The organism is Vibrio penaeicida, from assembly GCF_030689305.1.
GTDB lineage: Bacteria > Pseudomonadota > Gammaproteobacteria > Enterobacterales > Vibrionaceae > Vibrio > Vibrio penaeicida_B.
In genome coordinates this window covers 1-14642 of record NZ_JAUYVM010000036.1, presented here as the reverse complement: position 1 = coordinate 14642, position 14642 = coordinate 1, and the positions used below count along the sequence as shown (strand labels likewise).

12 protein-coding genes and 1 other RNA gene are annotated in these 14642 nt (G+C 43.8%); 9 read left to right on the top strand and 4 right to left on the bottom strand.

The features are described from left to right. The first annotated feature begins 345 nt into the window (after positions 1–345). Genes Q8W40_RS27570 through Q8W40_RS27560 form a run of 3 tightly spaced genes read left to right on the top strand, consistent with a single transcriptional unit; the run spans position 346 to position 4918 of the window. Positions 346–1428: an efflux RND transporter periplasmic adaptor subunit gene (locus Q8W40_RS27570; protein WP_305402048.1), complete on the top strand. Its 1083-nt coding sequence runs from the start codon at positions 346–348 to the stop codon at positions 1426–1428. Positions 1429–1430: 2 nt separating this feature from the next. Next, complete coding sequence (locus Q8W40_RS27565; protein ID WP_305402047.1) at positions 1431–4598, top strand: multidrug efflux RND transporter permease subunit; 3168 nt, start codon at positions 1431–1433, stop codon at positions 4596–4598. A 2-nt stretch (positions 4599–4600) separates the two neighbouring features. Beyond that, the gene (locus Q8W40_RS27560; RefSeq protein WP_305402046.1) at positions 4601–4918 is read left to right on the top strand and encodes a DUF1244 domain-containing protein; all 318 of its coding nucleotides are present in this window, start codon (positions 4601–4603) and stop codon (positions 4916–4918) included. Between the two features lie 63 nt (positions 4919–4981). Here the strand turns inward: Q8W40_RS27560 and Q8W40_RS27555 are convergent, their stop codons facing one another. Beyond that, complete coding sequence (locus Q8W40_RS27555; protein ID WP_305402045.1) at positions 4982–6037, bottom strand: PLP-dependent cysteine synthase family protein; 1056 nt, start codon at positions 6035–6037, stop codon at positions 4982–4984. 257 nt (positions 6038–6294) lie between these two features. Between Q8W40_RS27555 and Q8W40_RS27550 the strand changes: the two genes are divergently transcribed. Next, positions 6295–6762, top strand: a complete 468-nt coding sequence (locus Q8W40_RS27550) for an Lrp/AsnC family transcriptional regulator (protein ID WP_101115738.1) — start codon at positions 6295–6297, stop codon at positions 6760–6762. Between the two features lie 102 nt (positions 6763–6864). After that, a complete protein-coding gene (locus tag Q8W40_RS27545; protein WP_305402044.1) occupies positions 6865–7929 on the top strand; it encodes a YHYH protein in 1065 nt (354 codons plus the stop codon). 125 nt (positions 7930–8054) lie between these two features. Here Q8W40_RS27545 and tesB read toward each other — a convergent pair whose 3' ends face one another. After that, on the bottom strand, positions 8055–8915 hold the full coding sequence (tesB, locus tag Q8W40_RS27540) for an acyl-CoA thioesterase II (protein WP_101115741.1): 861 nt from the start codon (positions 8913–8915) through the stop codon (positions 8055–8057). A 103-nt stretch (positions 8916–9018) separates the two neighbouring features. Here tesB and Q8W40_RS27535 point away from each other — a divergent pair, with 103 nt between their 5' ends. Further along, entirely contained in the window at positions 9019–9459 is a 441-nt protein-coding gene (locus Q8W40_RS27535) for a YbaY family lipoprotein (protein WP_305402043.1), read from the top strand. A 153-nt stretch (positions 9460–9612) separates the two neighbouring features. Here the strand turns inward: Q8W40_RS27535 and Q8W40_RS27530 are convergent, their stop codons facing one another. Continuing rightward, positions 9613–9915, bottom strand: a complete 303-nt coding sequence (locus Q8W40_RS27530; protein ID WP_101115745.1) for an MGMT family protein — start codon at positions 9913–9915, stop codon at positions 9613–9615. 44 nt (positions 9916–9959) lie between these two features. Here Q8W40_RS27530 and Q8W40_RS27525 point away from each other — a divergent pair, with 44 nt between their 5' ends. The 3 genes from Q8W40_RS27525 (at position 9960) to ffs (ending at position 13103) form a co-directional block, all read left to right on the top strand. Next, on the top strand, positions 9960–10700 hold the full coding sequence (locus Q8W40_RS27525) for a hypothetical protein (RefSeq protein WP_101115747.1): 741 nt from the start codon (positions 9960–9962) through the stop codon (positions 10698–10700). 166 nt (positions 10701–10866) lie between these two features. Then, entirely contained in the window at positions 10867–12855 is a 1989-nt protein-coding gene (locus Q8W40_RS27520) for a GGDEF domain-containing protein (protein ID WP_305402042.1), read from the top strand. Between the two features lie 151 nt (positions 12856–13006). After that, positions 13007–13103: signal recognition particle sRNA small type (ffs, locus tag Q8W40_RS27515), an RNA gene on the top strand. A gap of 215 nt (positions 13104–13318) precedes the next feature. On the opposite strand, the gene Q8W40_RS27510 is transcribed toward ffs, so the two are convergent. After that, a partial coding sequence (locus tag Q8W40_RS27510) for a hypothetical protein (RefSeq protein ID WP_305402041.1) occupies positions 13319–14642 on the bottom strand: 1324 nt, incomplete at its 5' end.

The window sequence follows — 14642 nt, the reverse complement described above, 5'->3', positions numbered from 1 at the left end:
GGATTCGAACCATCGAAGGCAGTGCCGGCAGATTTACAGTCTGCTCCCTTTGGCCACTCGGGAACCCCTCCAGGGTGCTTTTTATACTTAGCTACTGTTTTCCCAACTCAGTAACCAAGTGCGGAGCGCATGATAGCAAACTCGATTATGCTGTAAAGAGATTTCTTAGATATTTGGCGTGAATGCTGACTTTTTGGGCAAGAGCAACAAAAATTGGGCGTTTTGTATTAATTTTATGCGTAGCAACAGGTTACTTACCCATTAATTCGCAAACTTTACATTCCTTTACGCTCAAAGCCGTATCACTTGATAGAATTGCATTTATACAAACTTCGAGCTTTCAATATGAAAACTAAATCGATAATTCCTGTTCTTTTATTCACTTTTATCTTTATCAGCCCAGTAGCATCTGCAAAAGGTCCTCGCGGTGACAGGTCAATCGCTGTTGTTACTTCGGAAGTGGCAACACACGAGATTTCACAGTCGCTCTCTTTGATTGGAAAGCTGGAAGCGAGTGAAAGCGTTGTGATTGCCCCAGAAGCGGCAGGCAAGGTCGACAGTATATTGATCCAGTCGAATCAGGACGTAAAGAAAGGTCAGCTGTTGGTAAAACTGAGTGATGATAAAGCGAAAGCATCTGCGGCTGAAGCTACTGCGTATTTATCTGACCAGCAGAGGATTTTAAAAGAGTACCAACGGCTCTTAAAAAAAGGCGCTATTACTCAAACTGAAATTGATGGGCAAAAAGCGGCAGTAGAAATCGCGAAGGCGCGTTTAGCTGTCGCAAAAGCGAGTTTAAATGACTTACATATAGATGCACCATTTTCTGGCACTGTCGGATTTGTTGATTTTAGCCGAGGTAAATTAGTCAGTATTGGTGAGCAATTACTTACGCTAGATAACCTAACGTTGATGGAATTGGATCTGCAGGTACCTGAGCGCTACCTAGCCCAATTATCTGTTGGCATGTCGGTAGCTGCTGAAAGCCAAGCATGGGGAAATACCGTGTTTCAAGGCAAAGTGGTCGCTATCGACCCACGTATAAATCCTAATACGTTGAACCTGAGAGTGCGAGTGTATTTCAATAACCCTAACAAGCAACTCAAGCCGGGAATGCTGATGGCTGCGACGCTTGATTTTCCTTCATTAAATGCCCCAATCATCCCGGTTCAAGCACTTCAATACTCGGGCACAAAACGCTTTGTTTTCGTCATTGATGAAAACAATCAGGCTCACAAAACGGAAATTCTGCTTGGTGCGCGTATCGATAACCAAGTTGTGGTAGAGAAAGGCTTAGATATTGGTCAGAAAATCGTAACTCAAGGAGTCGTAAACATGCGTGACAGTGCAAAAGTTCGCGAGATTAATGCTTCGAAAGGACAGAGCAAAGGTAACGCAGACAAGAATGCATCGCAGAAGGAGCAATAACCATGTGGTTATCTGATGTTTCTGTAAAGCGTCCTGTTGTTGCAATTGTCCTGAGTTTACTGCTCTGTGTGTTTGGTTTGGTATCCTTTTCAAAGCTTGCCGTCCGTGAAATGCCCGACATTGAAAGCCCCGTCGTTACTGTCAGTACTCGTTATGATGGCGCTTCAGCCACGATCATGGAAAGCCAAGTTACGTCTATATTGGAAGACCAACTTTCTGGCATTAGCGGTATTGACGAAATTACCTCAGTTTCTCGAAATGGTTTTTCACGGATCTCTATCAAATTTGAGCTCGGTTACGACTTAAATACTGGCGCTAGTGATGTGCGAGATGCCGTCGCTCGTGCACAACGTCGATTACCGGACGAAGCGAATGATCCGATTGTTTATAAAGACAATGGCAGTGGGGAAGCTTCGGTATACATAAACTTAAGTTCTTCCGAACTCGATAGAACACAATTGACAGATTACACCGAGCGCGTATTGGTGGATCGGTTTTCACTGATTTCCGGGGTGAGCTCCGTCAATATCTCCGGTGGTCTCTATAAAGTCATGTATGTGAAGCTGAAGCCTGCATTAATGGCTGGAAGAGGAGTAACAACAACCGACATCACGAGTGCTTTGCGTAGCGAAAATGTGGAGAATCCAGCCGGTGAAGTGCGAAACGACACAATGGTTATGTCGGTACGTACCGCTCGTCTATATAACACCGCAGAAGATTTTGACTACTTGGTCGTAAAACAAGCCGACGACGGGACACCGGTCTATCTCAAAGATGTTGCTGACGTATTCATTGGTGCACAAAACGAAAACTCGACGTTTAAAAGCGACGGTGTCGTCAACGTTAGTTTGGGCATTGTGCCCCAATCGGACGCTAACCCGCTTCAGGTAGCAAAAGCCGTTCACCAAGAAGTTGAGCAGATCCAAAAATTTCTTCCTAAGGGAACACGACTGGCGATTGATTATGACTCGACGGTCTTTATCGATCGCTCAATCTCCGAGGTGTATAACACGCTCTTTATAACGGGCGGTTTAGTTGTTCTCGTTCTGTACATATTCATTGGTCAAGTTAGGGCAACATTAATTCCTGCGGTTACCGTGCCTGTATCGCTCATTTCATCATTTATAGCGGCTTACTACTTTGGCTTCTCAATTAACCTGATTACATTGATGGCATTGATCTTGTCGATTGGTTTGGTTGTGGATGATGCGATTGTTGTTGTCGAAAACATTTATCACCATATTGAGCGTGGAGAGTCGCCGTTACTTGCGGCGTATAAAGGCACAAGAGAAGTTGGCTTTGCCGTTGTCGCGACCACTCTAGTTTTGGTGATGGTATTTTTGCCTATCTCATTTATGGAAGGAATGGTTGGCTTATTGTTCACCGAGTTTTCGGTTTTACTCGCAATGTCCGTCATTTTTTCCTCTTTGATTGCCCTTACATTAACGCCCGTATTAGGCAGTAAGATCCTCAAAGCCAACGTTAAGCCTAACCGATTCAATCGGTTCATTGATTCGATGTTTGGCAAGTTAGAACGCATTTACAGACGAGCGTTGTCTAAGGCGATGGCTTGGCGAGTGATTGCACCCATAATTATTCTTGGGTGTATAGGGGGGAGCGTTTATTTGATGGAGCAAGTGCCTTCACAATTGGCACCAAAAGAAGACAGAGGTGTTCTATTTGCGTTTGTACGTGGTGCTGATGGCACCAGTTATAACCGAATGAATGCCAATATCGACATTGTGGAGCAACGCTTGCTTCCGCTGCTAGGGCAAGGCGTATTGAAATCTTTTAGTGTTCAATCGCCTGCTTTTGGTGGTAGGGCGGGGGACCAAACTGGTTTTGTCATCATGATCTTAGAAGATTGGCAAACTAGAGACAAAACGGCTCAGGAAGCTTTGGGAATGGTTCGCAAAGCGTTAGGAGATATTCCTGATGCTAGGGTGTTCCCAATGATGCCCGGCTTTAGGGGCGGATCAAGTGAGCCAGTTCAGTTTGTGCTTGGAGGCTCGGATTATCAGGAACTGCAAAAGTGGGCAAACCTAATAAAAGACAAAGCCAACGATAGCCCATTTATGAATGGAGCAGAAATAGACTACTCAGAAAAAACGCCTGAATTGGTTGTGAGTGTCGATAAGCAGCGCGCAGCAGAATTAGGTATTAAAGTAACGGACGTCTCCAATACGCTGGAGGTGATGCTGGGTGGCAAAACAGAAACCACGTTTATTGAGCGTGGGGAAGAGTACGATGTTTATCTTCGTGGCGATGAAAACCACTTCAACAGTGCAATGGATCTTAGCCAAATTTACATGCGAACACGAAGCGGCGATCTGGTGACTTTAGACGCTGTCACTAAGATAGAGGAAGTCGGCTCATCCATTCGTTTATCACATACCAATAAACAAAAATCCATCACTATCAGTGCGAATCTTAACGATGGGGTAACGTTAGGGGAAGCGTTGGATCATTTGGATAATCTCGCTATTGATAACTTACCAAGTGATATCAGCGTAGCGTATTCTGGAGAGTCGAAAGAATTCAAGGAAAATCAAGCCAGTGTATTGATCGTCTTTGCTTTGGCATTATTGGTCGCTTACCTGGTGTTAGCGGCACAGTTTGAGAGCTTTATTAACCCGCTCGTTGTCATGTTTACTGTTCCAATGGGCGTTCTTGGTGGGTTTTTAGGGCTATTCTTTATGGAGCAAGGGCTCAATATTTACAGCCAAATTGGCATGATTATGTTGATAGGAATGGTAACCAAAAATGGCATATTGATTGTTGAATTTGCTAACCAACTTAGAGACAAAGGTGTTGAGTTTGAGCAAGCGATAGTCGATGCCGCAGCGAGACGTTTACGCCCGATTCTAATGACAGCCTTCACCACGCTTTCAGGCTCTATCCCATTAATATTATCGAGTGGAGCCGGCTACGAAAGCCGAGTGGCTGTGGGTACGGTAATTTTCTTTGGAATGGCGTTTGCCACATTGGTTACTCTGTTTGTGATTCCAGCGATGTATCGATTGATCTCTGCTCGTACACATTCACCTGGCTATGTAGAATCGCAGTTAAACGCTGAGCTAGCAAGAGACGTAAAAGCACGTTCATCTCACGGTGAGATCGCTTTGAAGTCATTAAATCCAAAACCCGAATTGAACACAAATAAGGAATAGCAATGGTCGATTTTAATTACAAGAACTTAAGCCAAGAAGAACAAGATAAGCTAGATGCAGCGGTGTTCCGTCGTCTACTAAGTCACTTGGACAATAATAAAGAGGTTCAAAATATCGATCTGATGATTCTGGCGGGATTCTGCCGTAACTGCTTTAGCAAATGGTATAAAGCAGAAGCTGATGACCAAGGGTTGGAATTGTCTATAGATGATGCGAGAGAACGCGTTTATGGAATGACTTATGGCGAGTGGAAAGAAAATCACCAGTTGCCAGCTACTCCAGAACAGTTAGCGGCATTTGAAGCGCGATCGAAAAAATAGTGAGTAAGAAAAAGCGCCTTTCGGCGCTTTTTTAGTTTCTAATGTAGGAAGAGTCAACAGACCCTAGTGTCCAAACTTTTGCTCTAGCTCATCAAGGTAGGGCGACAAATCCCCAATATGGATGTTAAGCCATTCTGAGTTGTAGTAAGTATCCAAGTATCGTTCACCACTATCGCATAGCAGAGTGACTAAAGATCCTGTTTCTCCCTTAGCGTGCATTTCAATCGCTATTTGAAGTACACAATACAGATTTGTTCCTGTTGATGCGCCCACTTTTCTGCCGAGTTTTCTCTCTAACCAATGTGCTGTCGCGACGCTGGCGGCATCTGGGATAGTGCGCATTTCATCAATGACGCCAGGAATGAAGCTTGGTTCAACACGTGGTCGACCTATGCCTTCAATTCGGCTGCCCATGTTCAAGGTGATTGCACGATCACCAGTACGATAATAGGCGTGAAACACAGAATTTTCTGGGTCTACAACACACAGTTTGGTCGGGTGCTTTTGGTAGCGAATGAATCGACCAATTGTCGCAGACGTGCCTCCCGTTCCCGCGCTCATCACTACCCAAGTTGGTATGGGATGATCTTCCTGAGCCATTTGTTCGAATATACTGTTGGCAATGTTATTGTTCCCACGCCAATCAGTCGCTCTTTCTGCGTAAGTAAACTGATCCATATAATGACCGTTTAGCTCTTCCGCCAATCTTCGTGATTCTGAATAGATTTCATCTGTACGGTCGACAAAGTGAGCTTCTCCGCCATAAAACTCGATCTGTTCTATCTTTGAGCGAGCCGTTTTCTTGGGTACAACCGCGATGAAGCGCAATCCGAGTAAACGAGCAAAATAGGCTTCACTTACCGCTGTACTTCCTGAAGAAGATTCAATGACCGGAGTATCAGGACCAATCCAACCGTTACAAATTGCGTATAAAAACAGCGATCTTGCTAGCCGATGCTTAAGCGAGCCAGTGGGGTGGGTACTTTCGTCCTTCAAGTAAATATCAATGCCTTCAATGTAAGGCAAATTGAGTTTAATGAGGTGTGTATCGGCACTTCTTTGGAAATCGGCCTCTATTTTTCGGATTGCATTATTGGTCCAGTCATGGTCAATACTCATTGCAAACAGCTCCTTGTTTACGACTTTCCAGGTTTGTTGTAATTAACTCGCCAGTCACTTGGCTCAAGCGATAGCTTTGTAGCTCAGGTAGCGACGTATTTTAAAAATATCGCTTTAAAAGCAAACCAAATTCAAAAACCATGTTACTTCAGATTTTTTTTGGATATATAGAGTACGCTCGAAATGTAAGAAAATGTTTATTGTTTTTATACATTGTGGCCTAATTAAGGGAATTTATTTCTACATTTGAATTTTTTATGAGTAAACCATCACTGGATAGAATAGACAGAGAGCTTCTTATCCTATTGCAAAAGGACAGCACTTTGTCTTTGAATGAGCTGGCAGAACAAGTCCATCTCACAACTACTCCTTGCTGGAAGCGGCTTAAAAGACTCGAAGAAGAAGGGTTTATAGACAAACGCGTTGCGTTATTGAACCCTGAAAAACTAGGGTTGTGTTTTACCGCCTTTGTCATGGTGAAAACCAGTGACCACTCCCATGAATGGTATACCACGTTTGTAGAAACGGCTTCTGAGTTTCCTGAGGTAATGGAGTTTTATCGGATGGCGGGAGAATACGACTACATGATGCGTGTATTAGTACAAGATATGAAATCATTCGATGACTTCTATAAACAGCTCGTCAATAGTGTGGATGGGATTACTAACGTGACCTCTACTTTTGCAATGGAGACATTAAAATACACAACAGCGCTACCTGTTTAAGTCAATCTTCGTCAATCCATGTAAAGCTCCGTAAAGTTCTTAGTAATCGCTATTACCCTGTCTAAACTGATTGTTAAGCGAACAGTTTAGGCAGGAGACAACATGAAAGCACTCTACATAACGCTCACAGTCATGATATTAGCAGGATGTAACGCTGGAACGACTGAAACGAATTCTTCGTCGCCCCCTACTATCAACAACAGCTCAACAGGTCTTCCTCAAAACGGTAATATCACCAATTACACTTTTACTTCCCTTTCTGGTGATTGCCTTGATTACCTCGGTTCTCTCACTTCAAGCGTTACCGATATTCAACGCTCTATTTCATTCAATGGTGCCGTGAGCATATCTTCAGCAGGAAATAAGTGCGTGATAGAAAGTAACCATATCCCAAATCACGACTTTAATGATCAAACGGCATCCTTCGCGACCAATGTAAGTGAACAAGATTCAGATTATGAGATTGCAGCGAATCCGGTATTGGCTGGGTCTAGTACGGCTTTGAGTATGGCAGTATCTGAAGGAGTATTTCTAAATGGCGTCAATGTCGATATGTTAGCCGCAGCGTGTTACGGGGTAGGCAGTGAACCCTTAGGGCAGGAGAAAATAGGATGCGGTCAGAGCCAAATTAATAATCCATGGCGTTATGATCCTATGTCGAGTTTGAATGGATTTGGTACCGATCAGCACAATGCTCATGTTCAGCCAACAGGGAAATACCATTACCACGGAAACCCTGTCGCATTATTCATTCAAAATTGCGTGGGTGGGAGCGCGTCACCTGTTGTTGGGTTTGCAGCAGATGGCTTTCCGATTTACGGCAGCTGTTTTGATGATAGTGGCACTGTGAGAAAAGCGACACCAAGCTACCGATTGAAATCGGGTACTCGTCAGACCGTATCAGGGTACTCGACGCCTGTCGCTGGGCAAGGTGTTGTTGCGAGTTCGAATTATGATGGTCAGTTTCGCGGAGATTACGAATACGTAAGTGGTCTTGGGGATTTAGATGAATGTAATGGCATGACGGTGAACGGGCAATACGGTTACTACATAACGGACAGTTATCCATGGGTTGTTAATTGCTTCAAAGGAACGGTAGACAGCTCGTTCTCAATGTCTGGATTGATGAGAGCGCATAGCCATGATGGCGATGTTCATACACACTAGACGAGCTATATTTAACCGAATCTTGCTCAATCATAGCGATGAATAGAAAAACGGCAGCGAAATTCGCTGCCGTTTTTTTGCGTAAAGACCTGTTTATCTCTCGTGATGGTACGGTAATGCGAAGACTATTTCACAAATCGCATTACGCCTTCTTGAACGGCAGAGGCAACTAATGCGCCTTGCTGATTGTATATTTCCCCACGTACGAGACCGCGTGTATTACTTGCAGTAGGGCTGTCTATGGAATACAGCAACCATTCATCCATTTTGAATGGGCGATGAAACCACATAGAGTGATCGATTGTCGCTACTTGAAATTTTGGCGTCATTAAAGACACTTCATGTGGATGTAAAGCCGTTACTAAGAAGCCCCAATCGGACGCATACGCTAACAGGTATTGATGAATCAATTGATTATCAGGTACTTCACCATTGGCTTTAATCCAAAGGTATTGTGTCGGGTCGGTCTTTTGGGGTTTTAGTGGATTAACCACAGTTACTGGGCGTACTTCAATGGGCTTTTCGCCACAAAATGCGCGCTTGATTTTCTCGGGTAAAAAATCAGCAATTTGGTTCGCGAGTACAGACTCTGAGGCATAGTTTTCTGGCCCGGGAATGTCTGGCATCGTATTTTGATGTTCAAATCCAGGTTCATCACCGTGGTAAGACGCCGTTAAGTAAAAGATCGGACGTCCATTTTGAATCGCTTTCACTCGTCGCGTGCTAAAGCTGCGACCATCTCGCAGGTTTTCAACATCATAAATAATGGATTTTTCAGGATCACCTGGAAATAAAAAATAACTGTGGAACGAATGCACAGTTCTATCACTATCTACCGTATAGCGAGACGCTGAAAGTGCTTGCCCAATAACTTGTCCACCATACACTTGTGGCAATCCAAGATTTTCACTTTGCCCACGGAAGAGTTCCTTTTCTAGCTGTTCTAACTGCAACAAATCAAGCAGTTCATTTAATGGTTTACTCATCGTACCTCCGTCAAAGTTATGTCAATTAAATACCTTGGATAACGACAAAAAACAAGTTTGGGCGATATACTCGCACCACATCCATTAACTCGGAATAAAAGTGATGAAGAAACTATTGGTACTCGTAATGACTGCCGCTGCTGGCATTGGTCTGGTTGGTTGTCAAAACGCTGAAGAGTCTTCCGCTACCGTTGAAGTTAAACCTGTAGAAATGGCCTTTGTTGAAGGCTCAATCTATTACCGTGAACGTATTGCTTTACCCGACAACGCGCAGGTATCGGTATCACTACAAGATATTTCGCTTGCCGATGCCCCGTCTGTGCTTCTTGCCAAACAAGAGTTTGAAGCCAATGGAAATCAGGTGCCGTTCTACTTCAAGTTAGACTATAACAAAGCGAATATCCTGCCTCAGCATACATACAGTGTTAGCGCTCGCATTGAAGTGGATGGTGAGTTGATCTTTATCACCGACACCGTTTTCCCAGTTATTACCAATGTTAATCAAACGCATAAATTAGATCTTATGTTGGTGAATGCGCGCTAACACCAACGGAAAGACAGACCATTCGTCGCTTCTTTTCATCATTTTTCTACACAGAAACTGTTAGAGGTGAAGAGCGAGCGGTCTGATTTTTTGAGCATTCAGCTACCAGTATTGCTGAATGCTCAATTCAAACTCAGAACAATGAAGCGAGCGCTACAGTTCCCATTGATAATCTTTTAAGCGAATCTTTCCCGCTAAATTTACCACCACGCCTTCTTCTTCGAGTTTGCCTTTCTGTCTGTCGAAACTCGATCCTTTTAACGAGATCTCACCTCGGCTATTGATCACTCGATGCCAGGGTAATTTGCTGTTTTTAGGTAGGTTTCCAAGAGCTTTCCCTACATGCCTTGCGTAGCCAGGATATCCCGCTAGTTTTGCGACTTGTCCATAGGTGGACACATTACCATATGGAATTTGGTGAATTACTGCAAAGATTTGGCTTAAAAATTGATCCATACTGAGATTGTCCTAGTTCGTCCACGGAATATAAGGAGAGAGCTATGGTGTTTTCGTTGCTCCAGTTCGTTGTTACCACATTACTTGCGATTGTTTGCGCAAGGGCGTTGAGTTTGAGTGGTGGTGATATTCCTGTTTTGGCTTTGGTTATACCCGCATTGTGGATTCTGCCGCAAGGCGGCATTGCGGGACTGATTCTTTTAGCATCTTTGGCAGTGTATGGTTTTACATTACCATTGCAACCCATTGCTATGTCTTTGAGTGTTTGGATCTTATTCCCGCTACTAATGGTGACTTTCTCAAGGCGCAGTAGCATATATGTTCTCATTACAACGGCGGCGACCATAGTCGTTATGCAAGTTGGCATAATGGTGACACAGGCAGAAGGAAAAATTCCCGGTGAGTGGGGGATAACTCTGATTCAAACGCTATCGGTTATAGCGACTTGGTTTGCCGCTCGGCATTGGAAAAGCTCCTCTCAGCACAGCTGGTGGACACTTTCACTTATATTAGCACTGTGGTTAGCTGGGTGGACCCATGCCGCGCTTATTGCTTTGTGTATCGTTGGCATCATTGCATCTGCCGAAACTCTGCCCAAACTATCTAAATTTAACTGGAACAAGTTACTTTGCTGGACATTACCTACAGTAGGGTTTGCCGCTATTGTCGCATCTAAAGCGGTAGAAATCCCCAATCCAGTATTTGTGGTTTGGATATTCTTTTTAGGGACAGCATGGGCGACAGATTACGTGCTGAGATCGGCGGATGAACACGATGACTCTTAAAATGCTTTAGCCTTTAGCTTAAATTTAGTACATATGTCTATCAATAAGTTGCTTTTTGAACTAGCCTCACATTAATGAGGTGTTGTTCTGTGTTTATCTTAGTAGCTCTTTTCTTTGTTACATTAATGTGAAAGATAGATGTGTTTTACGGCACAGAGAGCGATAAGTGAAAAAATTTGCAGCCCTGTTGAGCGCCTTATTGGCACTACAACTTATGGGAATAGAAGTAGTTTATGGGCAAAAATCTCAATATATTGTCGCAACTGAAGCGGATGATGTCGTAACCCATTTTCTGTTTGATATGGTATCCCAAGAGTTCTCTGTCGAGGTCGTGTATAAAGACATGCCCGATTTTGAATCCGTTCTTGGCTCTGTTGCGAGAGGAGAGAGTGACTTTGCTGCAAACGTCACTCACACTGAAGATAGGGATGCACTTTTCGAGTTTTCAGCGCCAACCAACATTGAATATACCTATTTATTTAGCCCATCAGGGGTAAGCCTTAGCGAAGCTGAAATTATCGGTGTACCTAAGAACACCATCTATGCCGATCTTATTTCTGATAACTTCCCAAACATCAAACTTATCGAATATAACGGCTATGAAGAAGCCAAGAACCTTTTACTTTCTGGGGAAGTCAATGGAGTCGTGGATGCGATAAATCAGCTTAAAGCAATGCTGACGATTGGATTAGACGCACAATTACTTAACGATCAAATCTCTATAAAACCCGTTTCTATCATCTCGCCTGAAGGGCAGAACAAAGACGAGCTAAAGCGCATTGTTGACTTTGTGCATTCCGAATCCATGCAAAAAAAGCTTCGTGCTCATATAAGCCAATACCAATTTGATATTCGAAGAGATGCCCTTAGACGAGACATGTTGGTACTTGGGTTGAGATCTCACCAAACATTTCGAGTGAAGTTAGAAAATGCCTATCCGTACGTCGAATACAACGACAAAGGCTTGGTGCGTGGGATCAGTGCCGATACGGTAAAACAAGCGTGCCATCTACTCACATTTACGTGTGAAATCGTCAGTACACATGATGAAAGCTGGGAAAGCATGTATGGCGACTTGATAGACAAAAAAATCGATATTCTAGCGCCGTTAACTATCTCGGAGCAGCGTAAAAATATTGCTTATTTCAGTGTTCCTCACTATTTCCCAGAAGCCATCATTGTAAAGCGCCTTGGTTTCAAGCCCGATGTTTATCACCACGTTTCGGAACTGATTACGGAACGTATTGGAGTGGTGAGAGACGACTTCTTCGATGAGTTACTTAGCCAATTGCTGCCACAAAAAACCTTTATCCGGTACTCGAGCCAAGAAGAACTTGTGAATGCATTGGTCAATGATGAGATCGATTACATTGCCGTAGATAAAGCAACGCTTAATATCTTATTGAAAGAGCAGGAATTATTACCCATTACTCAGGATTACAGCATTGAAAGTTTCCACAGTTCGGAAATAGCGCTGGGTTTCCCTAAAACAACTCAAGGAGAGGTGCTGGCAGCATTATTTTCACGAGCCATTCGCATGTTAGATACAGCGAGCATTAATAGCACTTATGACAAGCAACCGGATTGGCGCAACACGTTAGAGAGGGAACAGGATCTCGCCAATAAAACGAAGCGCCTGTTCATGATCGCTATTGCCTTTGTATTACTCGTTGCTTACCTACTGTATCGCCAAGCAAATACAGACAGCTTAACCAAACTGGAAAACCGCCGAGCCCTTAACCTCAAATACAGTCGAGGCATCAAGCCATGGCAAACTGTGATTTATCTCGATATCAACGATTTTAAGCAAATTAACGATCAGTTTGGGCACGACGTAGGAGACAGAGTTATCCAGACCTACGCGTCCATTATACGGAGAAACTGGAATGGAAATTGGTATCGAATTGGCGGGGATGAGTTCATTCTCATTTGCTCCAAGCCACTGCAAGATAAAACCAAAGTCCTCAAAAACCTCAAGCTGTTTTCATTTTATTTGGCTGAAAGAGATAGAGACTTATCGGTTTCTGTATCTGTTGGTGTGTTTGAACCTCGCCAAAAAGAATTCACGTTACGAGAGATTTTAATTCGAGCCGATGAAGCCATGTATCAATCCAAGCGAAAAGGGGAGCCGACCTTCGTCGATACCGATTCGTAACATACAGAAATTGCTCACTTTGCGTAATCTTTCGTCATTCAGAACAAGAATGTGCTAATAATTAATAGAGAGGGTTGCAATCGGGGGGCGGATACTGAATAATCCATCCTGCCTTCGGGGATACCCTTGGGCACCACAGAATCTATGGAGGCCCTGGTCCTCCCGCAACACTAACTTGTGAACTCGGTCAGGCCCGGAAGGGAGCAGCCGCAGCAGGCGACGTGTGTGCCGGGATGTGGCTGGGGTCTCCGCCCATTAGAAAAGCCGCTTTTTATAAGCGGCTTTTTGCTATCTAAATCCTTTCAAATCAAAGCACAATCTCTATCAATCTCTGACCTATTTTTGTTGCAAAAATAAGAGCTTTGAAAATGCATTTTAGATGAAAAAGCCAGCAGTTATTCTGCTGGCTTTTTCATTGATGAATTCTAGTTGCCCAAGATGGTTCTCTTAGAGAAACCTCGCACTAGTCATTGTAAGATACACAAGACGCATAGTTTTTTAATCCTGCTGAATGAGATTTAGTAATGTTGTTCACTAAGTCTACAGAGTAAAATCTATTGTCTTCAGTTGGGTGATTACTCCAATACTCGTAAAAACCAGGCCAGCCATAGTTCGCTGTTAGATCACCTAAAAAGAAAACTAAGCTGTACAGTTCGTATCTTGTCGGTCGTTTCCAATTGGTGCGTCCCATAAATTTGAGGTCTGTTAGGGCACTACAGTATCGGTCTAGTTGACCATCTCGGCCGTAGTCAGAGCTGTTCGGATCGTCTTCCCAACCCCAACCATCATATCGAAAGCGAGCAAACTCTCCTTCTATACGAGTTTCTTTGTAAGTTGCACCATAAGTATTGCCGTAGTTGTAGCGGGAGTCATCCAGCTTATAACCAAGTTGCTTCATCACCTCTATACTTGGCGTTGCGGTAAATAATTTATTTTCAGCATCACCTGAGTCACCTTCAATGACTTTAAGGCAATACCCTGCGGCATTGTACCTATCGGTATCATTCACGTCTCCTCCACATGGGAGAAGCCCAGTGGTTACCGTGATTGTTATGCCATTGCTGGTCAGCCCATCGATTGTAAACCAGATCGTTGTAGTTCCCCTTTCTTTTCCAATTAGCACACCAGATTCATTTATGCTTACCACATCGTTATTGCCTATATGCCACGTTAACGGTTTGTCAATGAGAGACGAACTCGATCCGTCGCCATAAGATCCACGTGGATATAGCTGTGTCGACTGATTTTCTGGAATACTACTCATCTCAGATTTCAGCGATAAATTGTACAGCGTGCTTTTGTCGTCATATGCAAGAATAGATTCTTCAGAACTGGTTGTTTCTGATGCAGTGTCAGTGTTGGTTGATTCTTCAGATTCGGTTGTCGCTTGTTCAGTGTTATTGGCAGATTCTAACTGAGTGGAAGCTTGCTCCGTCTCATCTGTGTTTGATGCAGACTCAGTCGTTGCTTCAGAGTTGGTGGATTCTGATGTGGTCTCTGTGCTGGTTGAATCGATGGATTCAGTTGCAGCTTGCTCGGTATCACCAGAGTTTGATGCAGACTCAGTCGTTGCTTGCTCAGTGGTTGTTTCAGAATCGGTGGGTTCTGATGTGGTCGCTGTGCTAGTTGAATCGGTGGATTCAGTTGTTGTTTGCTCTGTCTCACCAGAGTTTGACTCAGACTCAGTCGTTGCTTGCTCAGCGGTCGTTCCAGAGTCGGTTGATTCTGACGTGGTCGCTGCGCTGGTCGACTCGGTAGATTCGGCTGTCGCTTGTTCAGTGCTATCG